The sequence below is a fragment of the Bacillus sp. 22483 genome (genome assembly GCF_052044605.1).
Classification (GTDB): Bacteria; Bacillota; Bacilli; order Bacillales; family Bacillaceae; genus Bacillus; species Bacillus altitudinis.
Genome location: NZ_JBQENU010000013.1, coordinates 50,571 through 64,475 on the forward strand (window position 1 = coordinate 50,571; position 13,905 = coordinate 64,475).

The 13,905-nt window shown below is 39.1% G+C and carries 19 protein-coding genes; 7 read left to right on the forward strand and 12 right to left on the reverse strand.

Features of this window, described 5'->3' with window-relative positions; all coding sequences use genetic code 11:
* Positions 1-208: 208 nt before the first annotated feature.
* The 4 genes from sspO to ACTJJQ_RS16430 all read left to right on the forward strand — a co-directional run bounded on the left by sspO (position 209) and on the right by ACTJJQ_RS16430 (position 1,699).
* Positions 209-355 (forward strand): small acid-soluble spore protein O, encoded by a 147-nt coding sequence (gene sspO / locus ACTJJQ_RS16415; RefSeq protein WP_008343809.1) that lies wholly within the window; start codon positions 209-211, stop codon positions 353-355.
* A 17-nt stretch (positions 356-372) separates the two neighbouring features.
* Positions 373-519, forward strand: a complete 147-nt coding sequence (locus tag ACTJJQ_RS16420; RefSeq protein ID WP_003211331.1) for a small acid-soluble spore protein P — start codon at positions 373-375, stop codon at positions 517-519.
* 102 nt (positions 520-621) lie between these two features.
* Positions 622-1,011 carry an Hsp20/alpha crystallin family protein gene (locus ACTJJQ_RS16425; protein ID WP_024719083.1) on the forward strand — a complete coding sequence of 130 codons (390 nt, stop codon included), beginning with the start codon at positions 622-624 and terminating at the stop codon, positions 1,009-1,011.
* A gap of 259 nt (positions 1,012-1,270) precedes the next feature.
* Positions 1,271-1,699: a DUF2621 domain-containing protein gene (locus ACTJJQ_RS16430; RefSeq protein ID WP_007499335.1), complete on the forward strand. Its 429-nt coding sequence runs from the start codon at positions 1,271-1,273 to the stop codon at positions 1,697-1,699.
* A 21-nt stretch (positions 1,700-1,720) separates the two neighbouring features.
* Here ACTJJQ_RS16430 and ACTJJQ_RS16435 read toward each other — a convergent pair whose 3' ends face one another.
* Positions 1,721-2,203: a CcdC family protein gene (locus ACTJJQ_RS16435; protein ID WP_007499337.1), complete on the reverse strand. Its 483-nt coding sequence runs from the start codon at positions 2,201-2,203 to the stop codon at positions 1,721-1,723.
* Positions 2,204-2,297: 94 nt separating this feature from the next.
* Complete coding sequence (locus tag ACTJJQ_RS16440; protein WP_008343813.1) at positions 2,298-3,005, reverse strand: cytochrome c biogenesis CcdA family protein; 708 nt, start codon at positions 3,003-3,005, stop codon at positions 2,298-2,300.
* Between the two features lie 208 nt (positions 3,006-3,213).
* On the opposite strand from ACTJJQ_RS16440, the gene ACTJJQ_RS16445 reads away from it, so the two are divergent.
* Positions 3,214-3,387, forward strand: coding sequence for an aspartyl-phosphate phosphatase Spo0E family protein (locus ACTJJQ_RS16445; RefSeq protein WP_369810454.1), 174 nt, complete (start codon positions 3,214-3,216; stop codon positions 3,385-3,387).
* A gap of 268 nt (positions 3,388-3,655) precedes the next feature.
* On the opposite strand, the gene ACTJJQ_RS16450 is transcribed toward ACTJJQ_RS16445, so the two are convergent.
* From ACTJJQ_RS16450 to yneA, 6 genes are all read right to left on the reverse strand, one after another.
* A complete protein-coding gene (locus ACTJJQ_RS16450) occupies positions 3,656-3,874 on the reverse strand; it encodes a YneF family protein (protein ID WP_003212379.1) in 219 nt (72 codons plus the stop codon).
* 84 nt (positions 3,875-3,958) lie between these two features.
* On the reverse strand, positions 3,959-4,405 hold the full coding sequence (sirA, locus tag ACTJJQ_RS16455; RefSeq protein WP_007499339.1) for a sporulation inhibitor of replication protein SirA: 447 nt from the start codon (positions 4,403-4,405) through the stop codon (positions 3,959-3,961).
* 198 nt (positions 4,406-4,603) lie between these two features.
* Positions 4,604-6,607, reverse strand: coding sequence for a transketolase (gene tkt / locus ACTJJQ_RS16460; RefSeq protein ID WP_440600407.1), 2,004 nt, complete (start codon positions 6,605-6,607; stop codon positions 4,604-4,606).
* Between the two features lie 188 nt (positions 6,608-6,795).
* Complete coding sequence (locus ACTJJQ_RS16465; protein ID WP_008343816.1) at positions 6,796-7,026, reverse strand: DUF896 domain-containing protein; 231 nt, start codon at positions 7,024-7,026, stop codon at positions 6,796-6,798.
* A 69-nt stretch (positions 7,027-7,095) separates the two neighbouring features.
* Entirely contained in the window at positions 7,096-7,743 is a 648-nt protein-coding gene (locus tag ACTJJQ_RS16470; RefSeq protein WP_019744126.1) for a YneB family resolvase-like protein, read from the reverse strand.
* A gap of 17 nt (positions 7,744-7,760) precedes the next feature.
* On the reverse strand, positions 7,761-8,072 hold the full coding sequence (gene yneA / locus ACTJJQ_RS16475; protein WP_007499348.1) for a cell division suppressor protein YneA: 312 nt from the start codon (positions 8,070-8,072) through the stop codon (positions 7,761-7,763).
* Positions 8,073-8,231: 159 nt separating this feature from the next.
* Here yneA and lexA point away from each other — a divergent pair, with 159 nt between their 5' ends.
* Positions 8,232-8,852: a transcriptional repressor LexA gene (gene lexA, locus ACTJJQ_RS16480; RefSeq protein WP_007499350.1), complete on the forward strand. Its 621-nt coding sequence runs from the start codon at positions 8,232-8,234 to the stop codon at positions 8,850-8,852.
* Between the two features lie 48 nt (positions 8,853-8,900).
* Here lexA and ACTJJQ_RS16485 read toward each other — a convergent pair whose 3' ends face one another.
* Positions 8,901-9,344 carry a hypothetical protein gene (locus tag ACTJJQ_RS16485; RefSeq protein WP_008343821.1) on the reverse strand — a complete coding sequence of 148 codons (444 nt, stop codon included), beginning with the start codon at positions 9,342-9,344 and terminating at the stop codon, positions 8,901-8,903.
* A 296-nt stretch (positions 9,345-9,640) separates the two neighbouring features.
* Here ACTJJQ_RS16485 and ACTJJQ_RS16490 point away from each other — a divergent pair, with 296 nt between their 5' ends.
* Complete coding sequence (locus ACTJJQ_RS16490; RefSeq protein ID WP_008343822.1) at positions 9,641-10,183, forward strand: IseA DL-endopeptidase inhibitor family protein; 543 nt, start codon at positions 9,641-9,643, stop codon at positions 10,181-10,183.
* Between the two features lie 34 nt (positions 10,184-10,217).
* Here the strand turns inward: ACTJJQ_RS16490 and ACTJJQ_RS16495 are convergent, their stop codons facing one another.
* The 3 genes from ACTJJQ_RS16495 to ACTJJQ_RS16505 form a co-directional block, all read right to left on the reverse strand.
* Positions 10,218-11,066: an STAS domain-containing protein gene (locus tag ACTJJQ_RS16495; RefSeq protein ID WP_008343823.1), complete on the reverse strand. Its 849-nt coding sequence runs from the start codon at positions 11,064-11,066 to the stop codon at positions 10,218-10,220.
* A gap of 143 nt (positions 11,067-11,209) precedes the next feature.
* On the reverse strand, positions 11,210-11,590 hold the full coding sequence (locus ACTJJQ_RS16500) for a NucA/NucB deoxyribonuclease domain-containing protein (RefSeq protein WP_224559893.1): 381 nt from the start codon (positions 11,588-11,590) through the stop codon (positions 11,210-11,212).
* 227 nt (positions 11,591-11,817) lie between these two features.
* Positions 11,818-13,812 carry a glycosyltransferase family 39 protein gene (locus ACTJJQ_RS16505; protein ID WP_440600408.1) on the reverse strand — a complete coding sequence of 665 codons (1,995 nt, stop codon included), beginning with the start codon at positions 13,810-13,812 and terminating at the stop codon, positions 11,818-11,820.
* Positions 13,813-13,905 lie beyond the last annotated feature (93 nt).

Consider the following 13,905-nt stretch of genomic DNA (forward strand, 5'->3'; position numbering starts at 1 on the left):
CCTTTTGATGATCAAGATCAATTTCAATTCTCAGAAAAATCGTCGTATTTCACCACAATTTTCTCACAATTTCATCTTAAAACAAATTCATACATAAGTAAATAACAATGCTTTTATTAAATTCAATAAGTTTAGCTTATCATAAGGAAATGATTACTCTTCATAAACTGAGCAGCACGGGTTCATACTAATGCTGAGGTGATAGAACATGACAAAAAGAAAAGCAAATCATGTAATTGAAGGCATGAACGCAGCCAAAAGCCAAGGAAATGGTGCAGGCTATATAGAAAATGATCAGCTCGTTTTAACAGAAGAACAAAAGCAAAACAATAAAAAGCGTAAAAAAAACCAATAAGAAAGGAGTGAGTAATGATGACGAACAAAAACACCGGGAAAGACATACGTCAAAACTCTCCTAAAGAGCATCAAGGCGGGCAGCCTGAGCCACTATCAGGCAGTAAAAAAGTGAAAAACCGCAACCATACAAGACAAAAGCACAATTCACATCATGATATGTAAACATTTTCTCTTAAGCCCGTAACCAAACGGGATGTTTTAGGTCTTTCACACATTTCAACTTTCATCATATGATTTATTATGAGATGTGATGGAGGAGTGTTTATGGAGAATGAAAAGCAAGTGAATTCCTCTGATTTTCTTGAAATAGATGATTGGCTGAGTGTATTAATGGACGATCCTTTTGCATGGTATGACGAACAGCTCCCAATAGATCTTTATGAAACGAGCCGTGATTATATTATTGAGATCGACCTCTCCACCCTATCGATCACTGATTTAAAACTGACCTTTTCCGGATGTGAGCTCATCCTCGCTTATTTGATTGATGAAAGAGAACAGCCGATTGAAAAAAGTGTCATGCTCCCTTTTTATTTGAATGACAAAGACATTGATACAGATTACGAAAACCGAATCATATCAATCAAAATCAAAAAGGATGCCCATCGTCAAGACGGAGCATTTTCCTTTCAAATGCCACACTTCAAACATTAAGAGCCCGCCTGTATACAGGCGGGCTCTCTTCCGTTCGTTTCAAGTCAATACCTTGTGCGAACCACCATGGCCAAATAGTAGAGTCGCTATACAATAATGTATTCCTTTTCTACTAAATCGTTTGGGTCATTCTAGTAAATGGGCGCCTCTTGATCAAAAAAGGCGTTTATAGAAAAAACACATACATTTTTGTTATTTTCTTCTACCTTCCCTTCATGTAAAATAGAATAGAGAGAGAAGGGATATAGGGAGTGAGAACATGTTAAGCGGCTGGTTTTTGTGGTTCATTTTATTTTGGGGTACAGTGATGATTGGATTACTAGCAATCGGTGGCTTTTTTATGTTTCGCAAGTTTTTAAAACGATTGCCGAAAGAAGACGGGAAATCAGAGCTTGATTGGCAGGATGAATATATTCAAAAGAGCCTGCACCTATGGCGTGATGAAGACAAACAGCTATTAAATGAGCTAGTATTACCGGTTCCAGAACTTTTTAGAGATGTCGCCAAAGAAAAAATCGCCGGTAAAATTGGCGAGCTGGCACTTAAAGAACAAGCGGCCAGCATTAATTTAGACTTAATCATTCGCGGCTATATTATCGCTACACCGAAGCGGGATCATAAATTTCTACTAAAGCGCCTTCAAGAAAAAAAGATCGACCATTCACCATATGAATCTTTATTAAAATAACCTCCTTTTTAAAAAGGAGGTTTAATTTATTTGGGCCTGCTGCAGATCTAATTGTTTAGACATCTTTCTAAACGACAAATACATCGCAACACGCCAAGGGACAATCATGCCAAAGGCTAGAATCCAAAACATCCCGCTAAGCGCACCATAATCAATGGAAGAGCTTAAAATCGTCTTCATTCCGATACGAAGGACAAGAAGCCCAATGAGAATAAACACAAATGCTTTTGAACGCTTCAAATAGATTTCATTACCTCTAATTTCAAATTTCGATGTTTTAATTAAAAAGATAGAGAAAAACATCCCTACAGTAATCGCCTCTAAAAATTCAGCTCCAGTTACTTGAAACATTGGCACAAAAAACATCAGTGCACCAGTGCTCATAAAGATAGGAGGTAAAATAATTTTTTTCGCGGTTGCAGGTTTTGCAGATGATTTAATGCGAATAAACATGACGGCTACCGCCATACATACCGCCACTATAGAAGAAATTATGATCATCATATCAAATCATTCCTTTATTCTTTAAGGTCAGCCTATGTATAATATACTCCAATTGACGAAAAAAAACCATTCGCCGCGACTGTAGAAAACGATTTCAAAAACCCGTAAATCCTCCAAATAATGATGAGAACATAATAATGATCCATGTCAGAAGATCAAAGAACAGCAAGATCCCTACTACGATCATAATAATTCCGCCAGTTTTCATGATGAGCTGCTGACGCTTTCTGATCCAAGCCATTTTTGTGATGAAAAAGGAAAGAACAAAAAATGGGATAGCAAAACCTAATACATACGCAATCATGTAAGTCACAGCGGACTCTGGCTTGTTGCTGGCAAGTGTGATGACAGCTGATAAAATCGGGCCGGTACATGGTGTCCAACCAGCAGCAAAACCCATTCCGATGAGAATCGATCCAAAAAAACCGGCTGGACGATTCTTAAACTGCAACCTCTTTTCTCCCATTAAAAAAGAAGGCTGAAATACACCAAGAATCATAAAGCCAAAGAAAATAATGAGAATGGCACCAATTTGACGAATCGCATCTTGATATTCAATGAAAAACTTCCCAACAAACGATGTCCCAAATCCAATGGCAATAAAAATGAGAGAGAATCCAATTAAAAAGAATAATGTATGAAGAAGACTTCTCCTTCTCAGCATCACCTTCTCAGATTTCACTTCATCTATACTAACGCCCGTAATATAGGATAAAAAGGCTGGATAAAGTGGCAGACAGCACGGTGAGATAAAAGAAAGAAACCCTGCTCCAAACGCTAAAAAGTAATTCAAATCTGACAAAAGAACACCCCCTTCTTACAATATACAATAAGAGATGACAAATTCATTTCATTTTTTTTACATCATCTCAATAAAGATGGTCTAATCTCTTAAAACCTTATATAATTTAATTTGACATCAAGATACCAAACCCTTTAAATTTGAAAATAAACCTTAAAATGGATATAATAGAATCGATTCTTTTTATCAAGATTTGCATGAAAGGAACATGACTTTGGTAAAAACATCATTATTAACTCAAATTGAAGAAAAAAGAGAAGAGCTGATGAAAGTTGTCTTGCATAATGGGATGACATCAACAGTGACCATCGAACATAGCCAGCAGCTAGATCATCTCCTCTTACAATATCAACGACACTTACACTCAAACTCAGCCAACTAATGATATCTCAAGATAGAAACAAATGCCGCACGATTTTAGAAAAGTTGATATGTGTGACAATAAAAGAAACGAAAACCTCTGCTCACAGGGGTTTTTTGTTTTGTCTTTAACGGACGGTTCACGGCAAAATAAAAACCACTTTCCCTGCTTTATTCATGCAAGTACAGTGGTTTTATGCGTCTGATGAAGGTGACTTCAATAAAGAAAGGACATCGCTTGTCCAATCTTTAGGGACCATGTTCCATCTATGATCATAATAACGTACGTATTATTTCGCTTGGTTGTTCATGGCTTTCATCATTTGATTGATTTTCTTTTGGGACGGTTTCATGCCCATTTGCATCATCATCATTCGAAGCATTTGTTCATTAATTGGTGGATTCTTTTTCAAGTAGCTCATCATATACTTACGAGCAATAAAGAATCCGAGTGCAACTCCTGCAAGCAGTGCAACAACGCCTACAAGGATGACAACCCATAAATCCATAATTCTTCCTCCTTCATGTTGTCTCGTATAAAGTGTACTAAACAAAAGGCTATTATACAACATTTCACGTTCAATTTTATTTTTTTAAACAAAATTCCTTACTTTTACCGGATTGAGCCACCCGTGCTTCTTTGATCCAAAGTCCATAGCCAGGAAACAAGGACTAATTTTTCTGAGTACTTCAAAAAACACCGCTTCTGCCTCATAACTGCCTGTGGCAGACATTTGAATGTAACGGTCTTTTATAATGAATGCGGCTGTGCCTTTTCCATCTGGCAGCGATGCACTGTATATTGAGCCTATTTGTGTATAGTGAATGTTGGTTAAATTGTTCATTAAACGCTGGTGCATATGAAAAGCAGGGATTCGTTTCGTTACATAATCCACTTGCTTAACAAGCATGACTAATTCGTCATCACTGCGGTTCGTCCAGTGTAACGATTCAAACAAATGAAACAAAATAGATTCTCTACCAAAATAATGATGAGCAAACTCATCCTCAATCCAATAAATATAATAATGGCGTTCCATGTCTATCCCTTCCTTTCACATTTCGTCAATCTCGCTTATTGCTTGTATTATACAAAAATGTGAAAGAAAGAATTGTCTATATATGAAGCAAGAAGAAACTAGTTTTGTCAAAAAAACAAGAAAAAAGAAAAAAGTTTGCAGAGCATAGTGAAAAGCTCTGCAAACCGACTGCAAAAAAGCATGATGCTTGGAGACTGATTATTTATTCAGCTTTGCTTTTACGCGGCTCACCACGTTGCTGACAGTGAAACCGTATTTTTCAATAATGGTTTCGCCTGGTGCAGAAGCGCCAAATTTATCAATCGCAATCACATCGCCATCAAGGCCAGTGTAACGTTCCCAGCCAAGTGAAGCACCCATTTCGATTGCAACACGTGCTCTCACTGCTTTAGGAAGAACGGACTCTTTGTATTCGTCTGACTGCTCATCAAAGCGATCCCATGCAGGTAAGCTCACGACAGAAACGCGAATGCCTTCTTTTTCAAGTGCTTTTTGCGCTTCAATGGCTAAACCTACTTCAGATCCTGAAGCAAGTAGAAGAGCTTCAGGCTGTGCATCAGCTGCTTCAACGACGACATATCCACCTTTTTCTACGCCTTCATACGCCTTCTCTGGTGATTGATCAATCGTTGGAAGGTTTTGACGAGTAAGAACAAGCGCTGTCGGTTTATTCGTTGAAGATACAGCAATTTTCCATGCTGCAGCTGTTTCGTTTCCATCAGCTGGACGAATAACAGAAAGGTTAGGCATCGCACGTAATGAAGCGAGCTGTTCAACTGGCTCATGCGTTGGTCCATCTTCCCCAACCGCAATGCTGTCATGCGTAAATACATAAGTGACAGGAAGTCCCATCAATGCAGCAAGACGAATGGCAGGTCTTAAGTAGTCAGAGAAAACAAAGAATGTTCCGCCGAATACACGAAGTCCGCCGTGAAGTGCCATACCGTTTAATGCTGCACCCATTGCGAATTCTCTCACACCAAACCAAATGTTTCTGCCAGCGTAATTCTCTCTGCCAAAGTCAGTTGTATCTTTAATGGTTGTTTTATTTGATCCAGCAAGGTCAGCAGACCCGCCAATAAAGAATGGTACTTGTTTTGCAATACCATTTAATACTTCTCCAGAAGAAGCACGAGAGGCAAGGCTTGAACCTGCTTCATAAACAGGAACCTCTTGATCCCAATTCTCAGGAAGTTTCCCTTCAATCGCAAGCTTCAGCTGAGCTGCCAGTTCTGGATATTCTTTTTCATATTGCTCAAACAGTTCATTCCACGCTGATTCTTTTTTCTGTCCAGCGTCTTTAACAGCTGTTTTGAAATGATCGTACACTTCAGAAGGTACATGGAAATCTTCTTCAAACGTCCAAGAATAAGCTTCCTTCGTTAGCTTCGCTTCCTCACTGCCAAGCGGTGCACCGTGCACCCCAGACGTTCCCGCACGGTTTGGAGATCCGAAACCGATTGTCGTCTTCACTTCAATAAGTGTAGGTTTGTCTGTACTTTGTTTGGCTTTTTCAATGGCAGCCGTCACTTCGTCAATGTTATTGCCGTCTTTTACATAAAGAACTTCCCAATTCATCGCTTCAAAACGATTCTTCACATTTTCAGAGAAAGAACGATCGAGGTCGCCATCTAAAGAAATGTCGTTTGAATCATAAAGAACAATTAAACGGCCTAAGCCTAAATGACCAGCAAGTGAAGCAGCTTCAGAGGAAATGCCCTCCATTAAGTCTCCATCTCCGCAAATGCTGTATGTATAGTGATCCACAACATTAAAATTGTCTTTGTTATACGTTTCTGCAAGATGTCTTTCTGCAAGTGCCATTCCAACAGCCATCGCAATCCCTTGTCCTAAAGGACCTGTTGTCGCATCTACGCCCTCTGTATGTCCAAACTCAGGATGTCCAGGTGTTTTGCTTCCCCATTGGCGGAATTGTTTTAAATCTTCGATGCTCAGATTGTATCCGCTTAAATGAAGCATGCTATATAAAAGCATAGAGCCATGTCCCGCAGATAACACAAAACGGTCTCTGTTAAACCAATTTGGATTTTGCGGACTTACGTTTAAGTGATTCGTCCATAAAGCGTATGCCATTGGTGCAGCGCCCATCGGCATTCCAGGGTGACCGGAATTCGCTTTTTCAATTGCGTCTATGGAGAGAGTACGTATTGTTGCAATAGATTTCAATTCAATCGTTTCCATATAAATCCCCTTCCGTATCTTGTGTACACCATTATCATAAATCTACTGTCCTTTTTTCACAACTATTTCACGCCGAAAAAGAAGGATTTTGTCACATTTAGTTTATCGATCACCTAAAAACTTATGCAAATATGAAAAAAGATGAGAATATTCCTCCCATCTTTTCAAAAATAAAGAAATGATGACCTTTAATGAAGATTCTGGTCTCTTTCTCTTTTTAATTTTTCTGGTGTGACATCGTTTCCTTCTGGATCGACGATTTTCACGGTTTTGAGTGTATTTTTCATAGAAGAACGAAAAGCCTTTAAATATTCCTCTCTTAATTGCTTCTGTTCTGTTTTCTCAGCGTCCGACAAACCGGCCTCTTTCGACTTTTTTGAAAGCTCATTGATTCTTGCAAGCTGTTCTTTAGAAATCATGACAAACTCCTTTAAAACATTTTCTCTACATACTACTAAATATCAGTCATTTTTACAACAAATCACGCTTTAAGTCGCAAGCCCTTTTTCATATTCTTGGTACCTTCTATGGACGGTTGCTTTTGAAATGTCAAAACCAAGTGCCTGCAATGTCACTGCAATTTCAGCGAATGTCATGTTGTTTTTTCTTAATCGAACAATTTCAGAAATCGGTACTTCAATACGTTCGCGGCCAGGCGCCTGTTCTTGGTGTTTTAAATTCAGTTCGGGTTGATACCCTCGCTCAACAGCTTTTTTCATCCCACGCTTAATTTTCAAATTATGAATTTTCCGCTGATACTCTTCTACAACGCCTACAATTTCAATGACCATCTCGTCTGCTTCTGAAAGCTCAAGCTCTCCTCTATGAAATACGCTGTACACCTTGACTTTTTCTTTAAAAAGACAATGAAGAAGAGCGATTTTCGCCTGCCCTCTTCCAAGGCGTGTCTCATCTTGAATGAGAACAGCATCGATTTCTTCCTCTTTCAGCGCAGCCAGCATGTCAAAAACACCGTCACGATCAAGATCGTATCCACTCGCTTTTTCTTTAATCACTTTGACTACATTCATCTTGTGCGCTGCGGCTAAAGCAAGCAGTTCTTCTTCTTGTCTTGTAAGCGAGGTTTCTTGCTCTTCTTTGGCAGTACTTACTCTCGCATAAATGATTGCATTCATGTCTTCAATCGACCTTTCTACTGTACTGTTGCAAGTTGATATACGACTGGATGCTCTTTTTTAACTGGAATTACAAGGATATCTCCAGGCTGGATGTCAGTTGAAGCGAGATCATTGTGTTCAGTTACCCAGTCAATAAAAGCATTTTTATCGATTGATTTACTGTCGTTTACTTGGTCAGCTAATCCCCAAAGAGTATCACCTGATTGAACCTCTATTTTAACATATTGATTTGGATCATTATGGCTAGTGACTGCAATAAGTGAGAGAAATATGCCAACGATGAATGAGAATAGCCCAATAAAAATAATAGATTCCTTTAACCTCATAATGTCATCTCTCCTAATAGAATGTGTGTTCGTTCTTTCTGTCACTCATTATAAATACGAACAAACGTTTCTGTCAAACGTTTTTTTCGAACCTATGTTTGTACTGTTAGGAAAAACATGCTATAATTTCTTTAAAATTGACGTTTTGAGGTGCAAAAGATGACGAAGCTATCAAAAAGACAACTCGATATCCTGAAATTCATAAAAGAAGAAGTAAAAAGCAAGGGTTATCCCCCATCCGTTCGTGAAATTGGCGAAGCTGTCGGTCTAGCATCAAGTTCAACTGTCCATGGACATTTAGCTAGACTAGAAACGAAAGGTTTAATTAGAAGAGACCCAACAAAACCTAGAGCGATCGAAGTACTAGATGAAGAGGAAATGAATATTCCAAAGAGCGCTGTAATGAATGTTCCAGTCATCGGAAAAGTCACAGCAGGCTTGCCTATCACGGCTGTTGAGAATGTAGAAGAATATTTCCCACTTCCAGAAACTTTTGCAGCGCCAGATGAACAAGTATTTATGCTTGAAATTATGGGAGAAAGTATGATTGATGCAGGTATTTTGGACAAAGACTACGTCATTGTGCGTCAGCAAAGCACTGCCAACAATGGAGATATCGTGGTGGCTATGACAGAAGAAGATGAAGCAACAGTGAAACGTTTTTATAAGGAAGATACACACTTTAGATTACAGCCCGAGAATCCATCAATGGAACCGATTATTTTACAGAATGTGAGTATACTAGGTAAAGTGATTGGCGTATTTAGAAATATTCATTAAAAAAAAGCCGGTATTTCATCAACTGCTGATGAGAGCCGGCTTTTTCTTTTATGAACAAGAATATGCAAGAATACTGGAGCTTGGAAACGAGCCGAATGTAAAGTTCGGCCATATGAAACCTGTTGTACGGCCAAAAGGCTGCGACGAAAGAACATACATGAGAAATACTTGACCGTTTCTAAGGAACACAATAGTCCACCTTCTATTACATCCAGCTGCAAATTGAACCGTTTGCTGGCTTCCGCCTACACTCTGCCCTGCAATGAGCGGCTGCATACTTTGAGGCTGAGAGACTGCTTGTTGATATTGCGAGATGATATGCTGCGGCGGGGCTGGCGGGACCGATTGTCCTCCTGCACCTTGCCCTTGCCCAGTCCCTCCGAATGGCAAGCCGGGAAATCCTCCAACTTGAGAAATAGGAAACGCCGGCATGCTTTGTACCTGCCGATCGTACAAGTACCCATTCCACGTACCTTCATATGGATTATACATACTAAACACCACTTTCTTAGACATTCATCACGACAGTATATGTCATACATAAAAAAAGAGTGTTGAGGAGACAAATAGAAATCTTTCCAAAAGACGTTTTATTCTTCTTTAGAACGGTTAAATACTAATGAGGAAGAAAAAAATAAAAAAATGAAAACTTTTTGTCTCCCTCAAACGTTATATAGATAGAAAGAAAAGAAATAAAAAACATTTAGATTTAATACTTGTAATATCTCTGTAACTATTGTAACATTTGTAACATAAGAAGTTTTCATTGAGAAAAGGAGGCAATCGCCTTGAAAAAATTATTTGTTTTATTAACCGCTATTATGCTTATGATCTCATTACAAACAACAACACTGGCCGCTTCCAAAAAATCAGCCGCTTTGACAAATAAAGAAGCGTTACATATTGCCCTTGATGCAAGAGAACACTTTTGGAGTGCTATGTCAGGCTACAACATTAAAGAGCATTCAGATTACAAATTAAAATCATTTACTTATAAAGACATGACTTACAACTACCTGTCTAACACATTTGATACAAAGAAAAAACTAAACAGCTATCTATCTCAAGTGTTCACAAAAGATGCCATTACTCACGGTTTAAAAGACTATCAGTTCATCGTTCATAAAGGAAAAATGGCTGTGCCAGTTGGTGACGGAGACAATATGCTTAATTGGGATAAGGCAACACCTAAACTCGTCTCTAAGAAAAATACAATCCGCACATACGAATTCACAGTCCCAACACTTGATGGACGCAAAGTAAAACGTACTGTCACTTTCGAGAAAGTACAAAAGGATTGGAAAGTAACAAAAATTGACGCTGTGATCTAAATAAAAAACCAGGCCGTTTACTAGGCCTGGTTTTTTATATTGGTGAAAATTCAGTCATACGATCTAAAGCGTGAGCAAGTGATGAAGCCGTTTGAAATTCATTAAAAGGAAGTCCAAGCTGTACAGCCGTTTGAGCAATTTCTGGTCTAATACCTGAAATGGTCGTATCAACCCCGATTAACCGAAGTGACGTGACAAGATCAAAGATTTGATGTGCTACCATCGTATCAATGATGACGACACCCGATAAATCAATACATAAATGTTGAACACCTTTTTGCGAACACTGTTTTAATGTATTTTCTAAGATAATCTTTGCTCGCGCAGTGTCAATATCTCCAACTAAAGGCAATAAGGCAACATGACTTTTTAACACAATGACTGGGGAACTCAACTCATAAATCATGTCTCTTTGTGCAACGAGTTTTTTGGTGGTATTTTTCACATATTGCTGAATAAAGACATGAATTGAAATGTTAAATGCCTCAGATATCAAATCATACCAATAAAATATTCGGTCAATGTCAATATCACCTTGATGCTGTTTTATAAACTCTTTTAAGTAATGAAGAACTACTCTTTGATTGGACATATATTCTCTCACGACGTAATCTAATGGCGTGTTCAAGTGCTTCGGATCACTTGCTAAGTCTTCAGACCATTTTTTAAATTTCGTATGTAAATACGTCTTGTCTTCAATAAGTGCGCGTATAAAATGCTGATAATAATCTTGATTTTGCCGTTTTAGCTCTGCTATGATGCTGGAATCTGTTGAACGATAAATGGATTCTGGATCATCATCCTCAATTGATTCATACCATGTTTCAGTCAGTTTCTCTGCATGTTGCATGAAAAAATCGTATAATGCACGGTTCTTTTCCATAAGCATATGTCCCTTCACATTTTCTACTTGTCAGTCTTTGTACCTGATGGATTGATTGTACCACTGAATCTTTTGTACCTGCTAGCTCGAATACGCTCCTGTTGAACAAAAAGAGCCCCTCTCAAGGAGCCTCTTGTCTATGTTTATTTGACAATAAATAAAATTCGTTTCCCGTCAGGATACCCACTGATTTGATGCCCGACCCATGAACCAGCGCCTCTATTATCTGATGGACTGACATATTGAACGCTCGCCCCCTTTCCTCCTTCAAGACACACCGCCATCGGCCATTCATCCCGGTCAAAACCAGGTTTTGTGGGAATTCCTTTTAATGATTCTTGCCTGCGAGCATCTGCCCCATTTCGGTCAATGGTACACACGTCTGAGTGTCCTTTTCGAATAGCTTCTTGAATATGACTGCCTGTTTCAGGATACCGTTCCTTAGGAAATTGAATCACATGATCATAACGATCTGCCCCTTTTGCGGAACGATCCTCTCCAAAACCACCTAATAACGCACCCATCCAAATGACAAAACAAAGAACGACAGCAGCGATCCAGCCTTTTCTCATCTTCAAAAGCTCGTGACCTCCTCATACTTTTGATGAAATGATGTTGACTTCTAGGGAATGAGTCATTTTTAATGTATGAGTGGCTGAGTGATGACATGTGAAAAACATGAGCTGAATCTTCCTAGATACTGATCCATAAGAAAAAACGAATGATCTCTTCATCATTCGCCTTGTTCTAATTAAGATATTTCATCTACTCTATATAATGTTTCGTTTTGTAAAGACATCTCGGACGGCATCCCCTCTTCAGCTGATGAGGATCGTTTATATTCTTCAGATGAGATGACTGTACCATGTGATTTAATCCAGCTAACCAATTTGCTGTTAGCTGATGACTGATTGTCTGGTAATAAAAAGTATTTCACCTTTCCTTGTTGAATAAGTGCTTTTAATTTGTTGACAGTCAAAATAGGATCTGTCCCATTAAAACCACCTAATGCCATGACATTCTCATCTTCATCAATGATATATGGCGCTGCGGTAACAGTCGTAAGCGTTGCAAATAAATACGTTTCACCTGTTTGATGAGCCTTTAAATAAGTGAGTAAGCCTTGATCGACACTAGATGTAAACATGTTCCCTCCTCGTGAACTAGCCAGCTGTACACCTGCTTCTGGAAGAACAGCATTTCCACCATATATGATTGGGGTGGCGGACCAAAAACCTGGAAACAGTAACAGCGTTGTCAAAGCAGTGATGAGCAGTCGTTTCATGATCAATTGTTTTTCTCTGTACATCAGCAATAGGATAGCGATACTTGTTCCCGCAATCGCAATGGCATACATCCAAATACTACTGATTTGAGTCGTATAGTTACTCAAAATATACCCTTGGAAGATGGCTGTAACAGCGATTGCTGCTGGAAGCAAATACGCAGATACTCCTTTGTTTGCCTTAAATAACTCTCCCATCTTCTTAGCTCCTATGCCGCATAGTGCTGCAATAGGCGGGGCAAGCATAATGAGATAGTAATGGTGAAAGAAACCCGCAATACTAAAGAATCCGGCAGCAGGAATCAGCCATGCTGTCCAAAACATCGTTTGTTTCCATTCATTTAATTGAGCTTTTCTCTCCTTCCACCAACTGATGATCATCCCTAAAAGCCCAAACAAAGCAAACGGCAGCATCCAGCTGATTTGACCTGACAATGCAGATTGAAATAAACGAAATATACCGGGATTCCCCGTGCCATACATATTCATACTTTGTTGACCTACAGCACTTCCAGGCGGAGAACCACCACCTGGACCATGTTGAGGTGGCATCATTTGATTTTGGGATGGAGGCGGCTGATTTCTGTTTGACTGATTCTCTGACGAATTCCCTAATCCAGAATTGTCTGGCATCACCATACCTGCTTGCTGGTTCATGTCACCAAAAGATTTCCCTGTCGTCTGACCAAGCAGCCGTTCCGTGCCGTTATACCCAAAGGCAAGTTCTAACACTGAATTTGTTTGGCTGCTTCCCACATAAGGGCGCTCACTTTCAGCTGTCATATCTACAGCAACTGCCCACGATAGAGATAAGCAGACTAATACGACGATCGAGCATAAGAGAGAGAAAATTTTCTTTTTTAACGGTACGCGAGCAGCAATGAAATAGTAGAAAATAAATGCTGGAACGACCATAAACGCTTGCAGCATCTTCATATTAAATCCTACCGCTACCAAAGCGAAGGCAATAAGAAGCCAGCGCAACTTCCCTCTTTTTACAGCACGCATCAAGAAATACGTACCCGCAAGTAATGTGAAGACGAGCATACTGTCGATATTGTTCGTTCTGCTCACAGCTGCGGCAATTGGTGTGAGAGCCATAACGGCCGCTGACACCCTTGCAGCACCTTGACCGAAAGCCGGTTTTATCATGAGATAAAGAAGAAGAACAGACCCCACTCCAGCAAGTGCCTGCGGCAATATCACACTCCATGTATGAAAGCCAAAAATAAGTGCACTGATGGTTTGAATCCATAAAACGACGGGTGGTTTATCAATTGATACGAATCCAGTTGCATCAAATGAGGCATAAAAAAAGTGATGGAAGCTTTTGGACATACTTTTGACTGCAGCTAAATAATATTGATTGGCACTGTCATTCTGCCAAATTTGATAAGTGTAGAGAATAGCTGAAATCAATAAAATCAACAACAATATCATATCTATTTTTTTATTTTTCACTCATATCTCTTCTTTCTTTTTCATTTATTTCATTCAGCATAGCTTGTAAATATGAAATAGTGATGAACAAAAAAAGAAACTTTTCTGCATTTG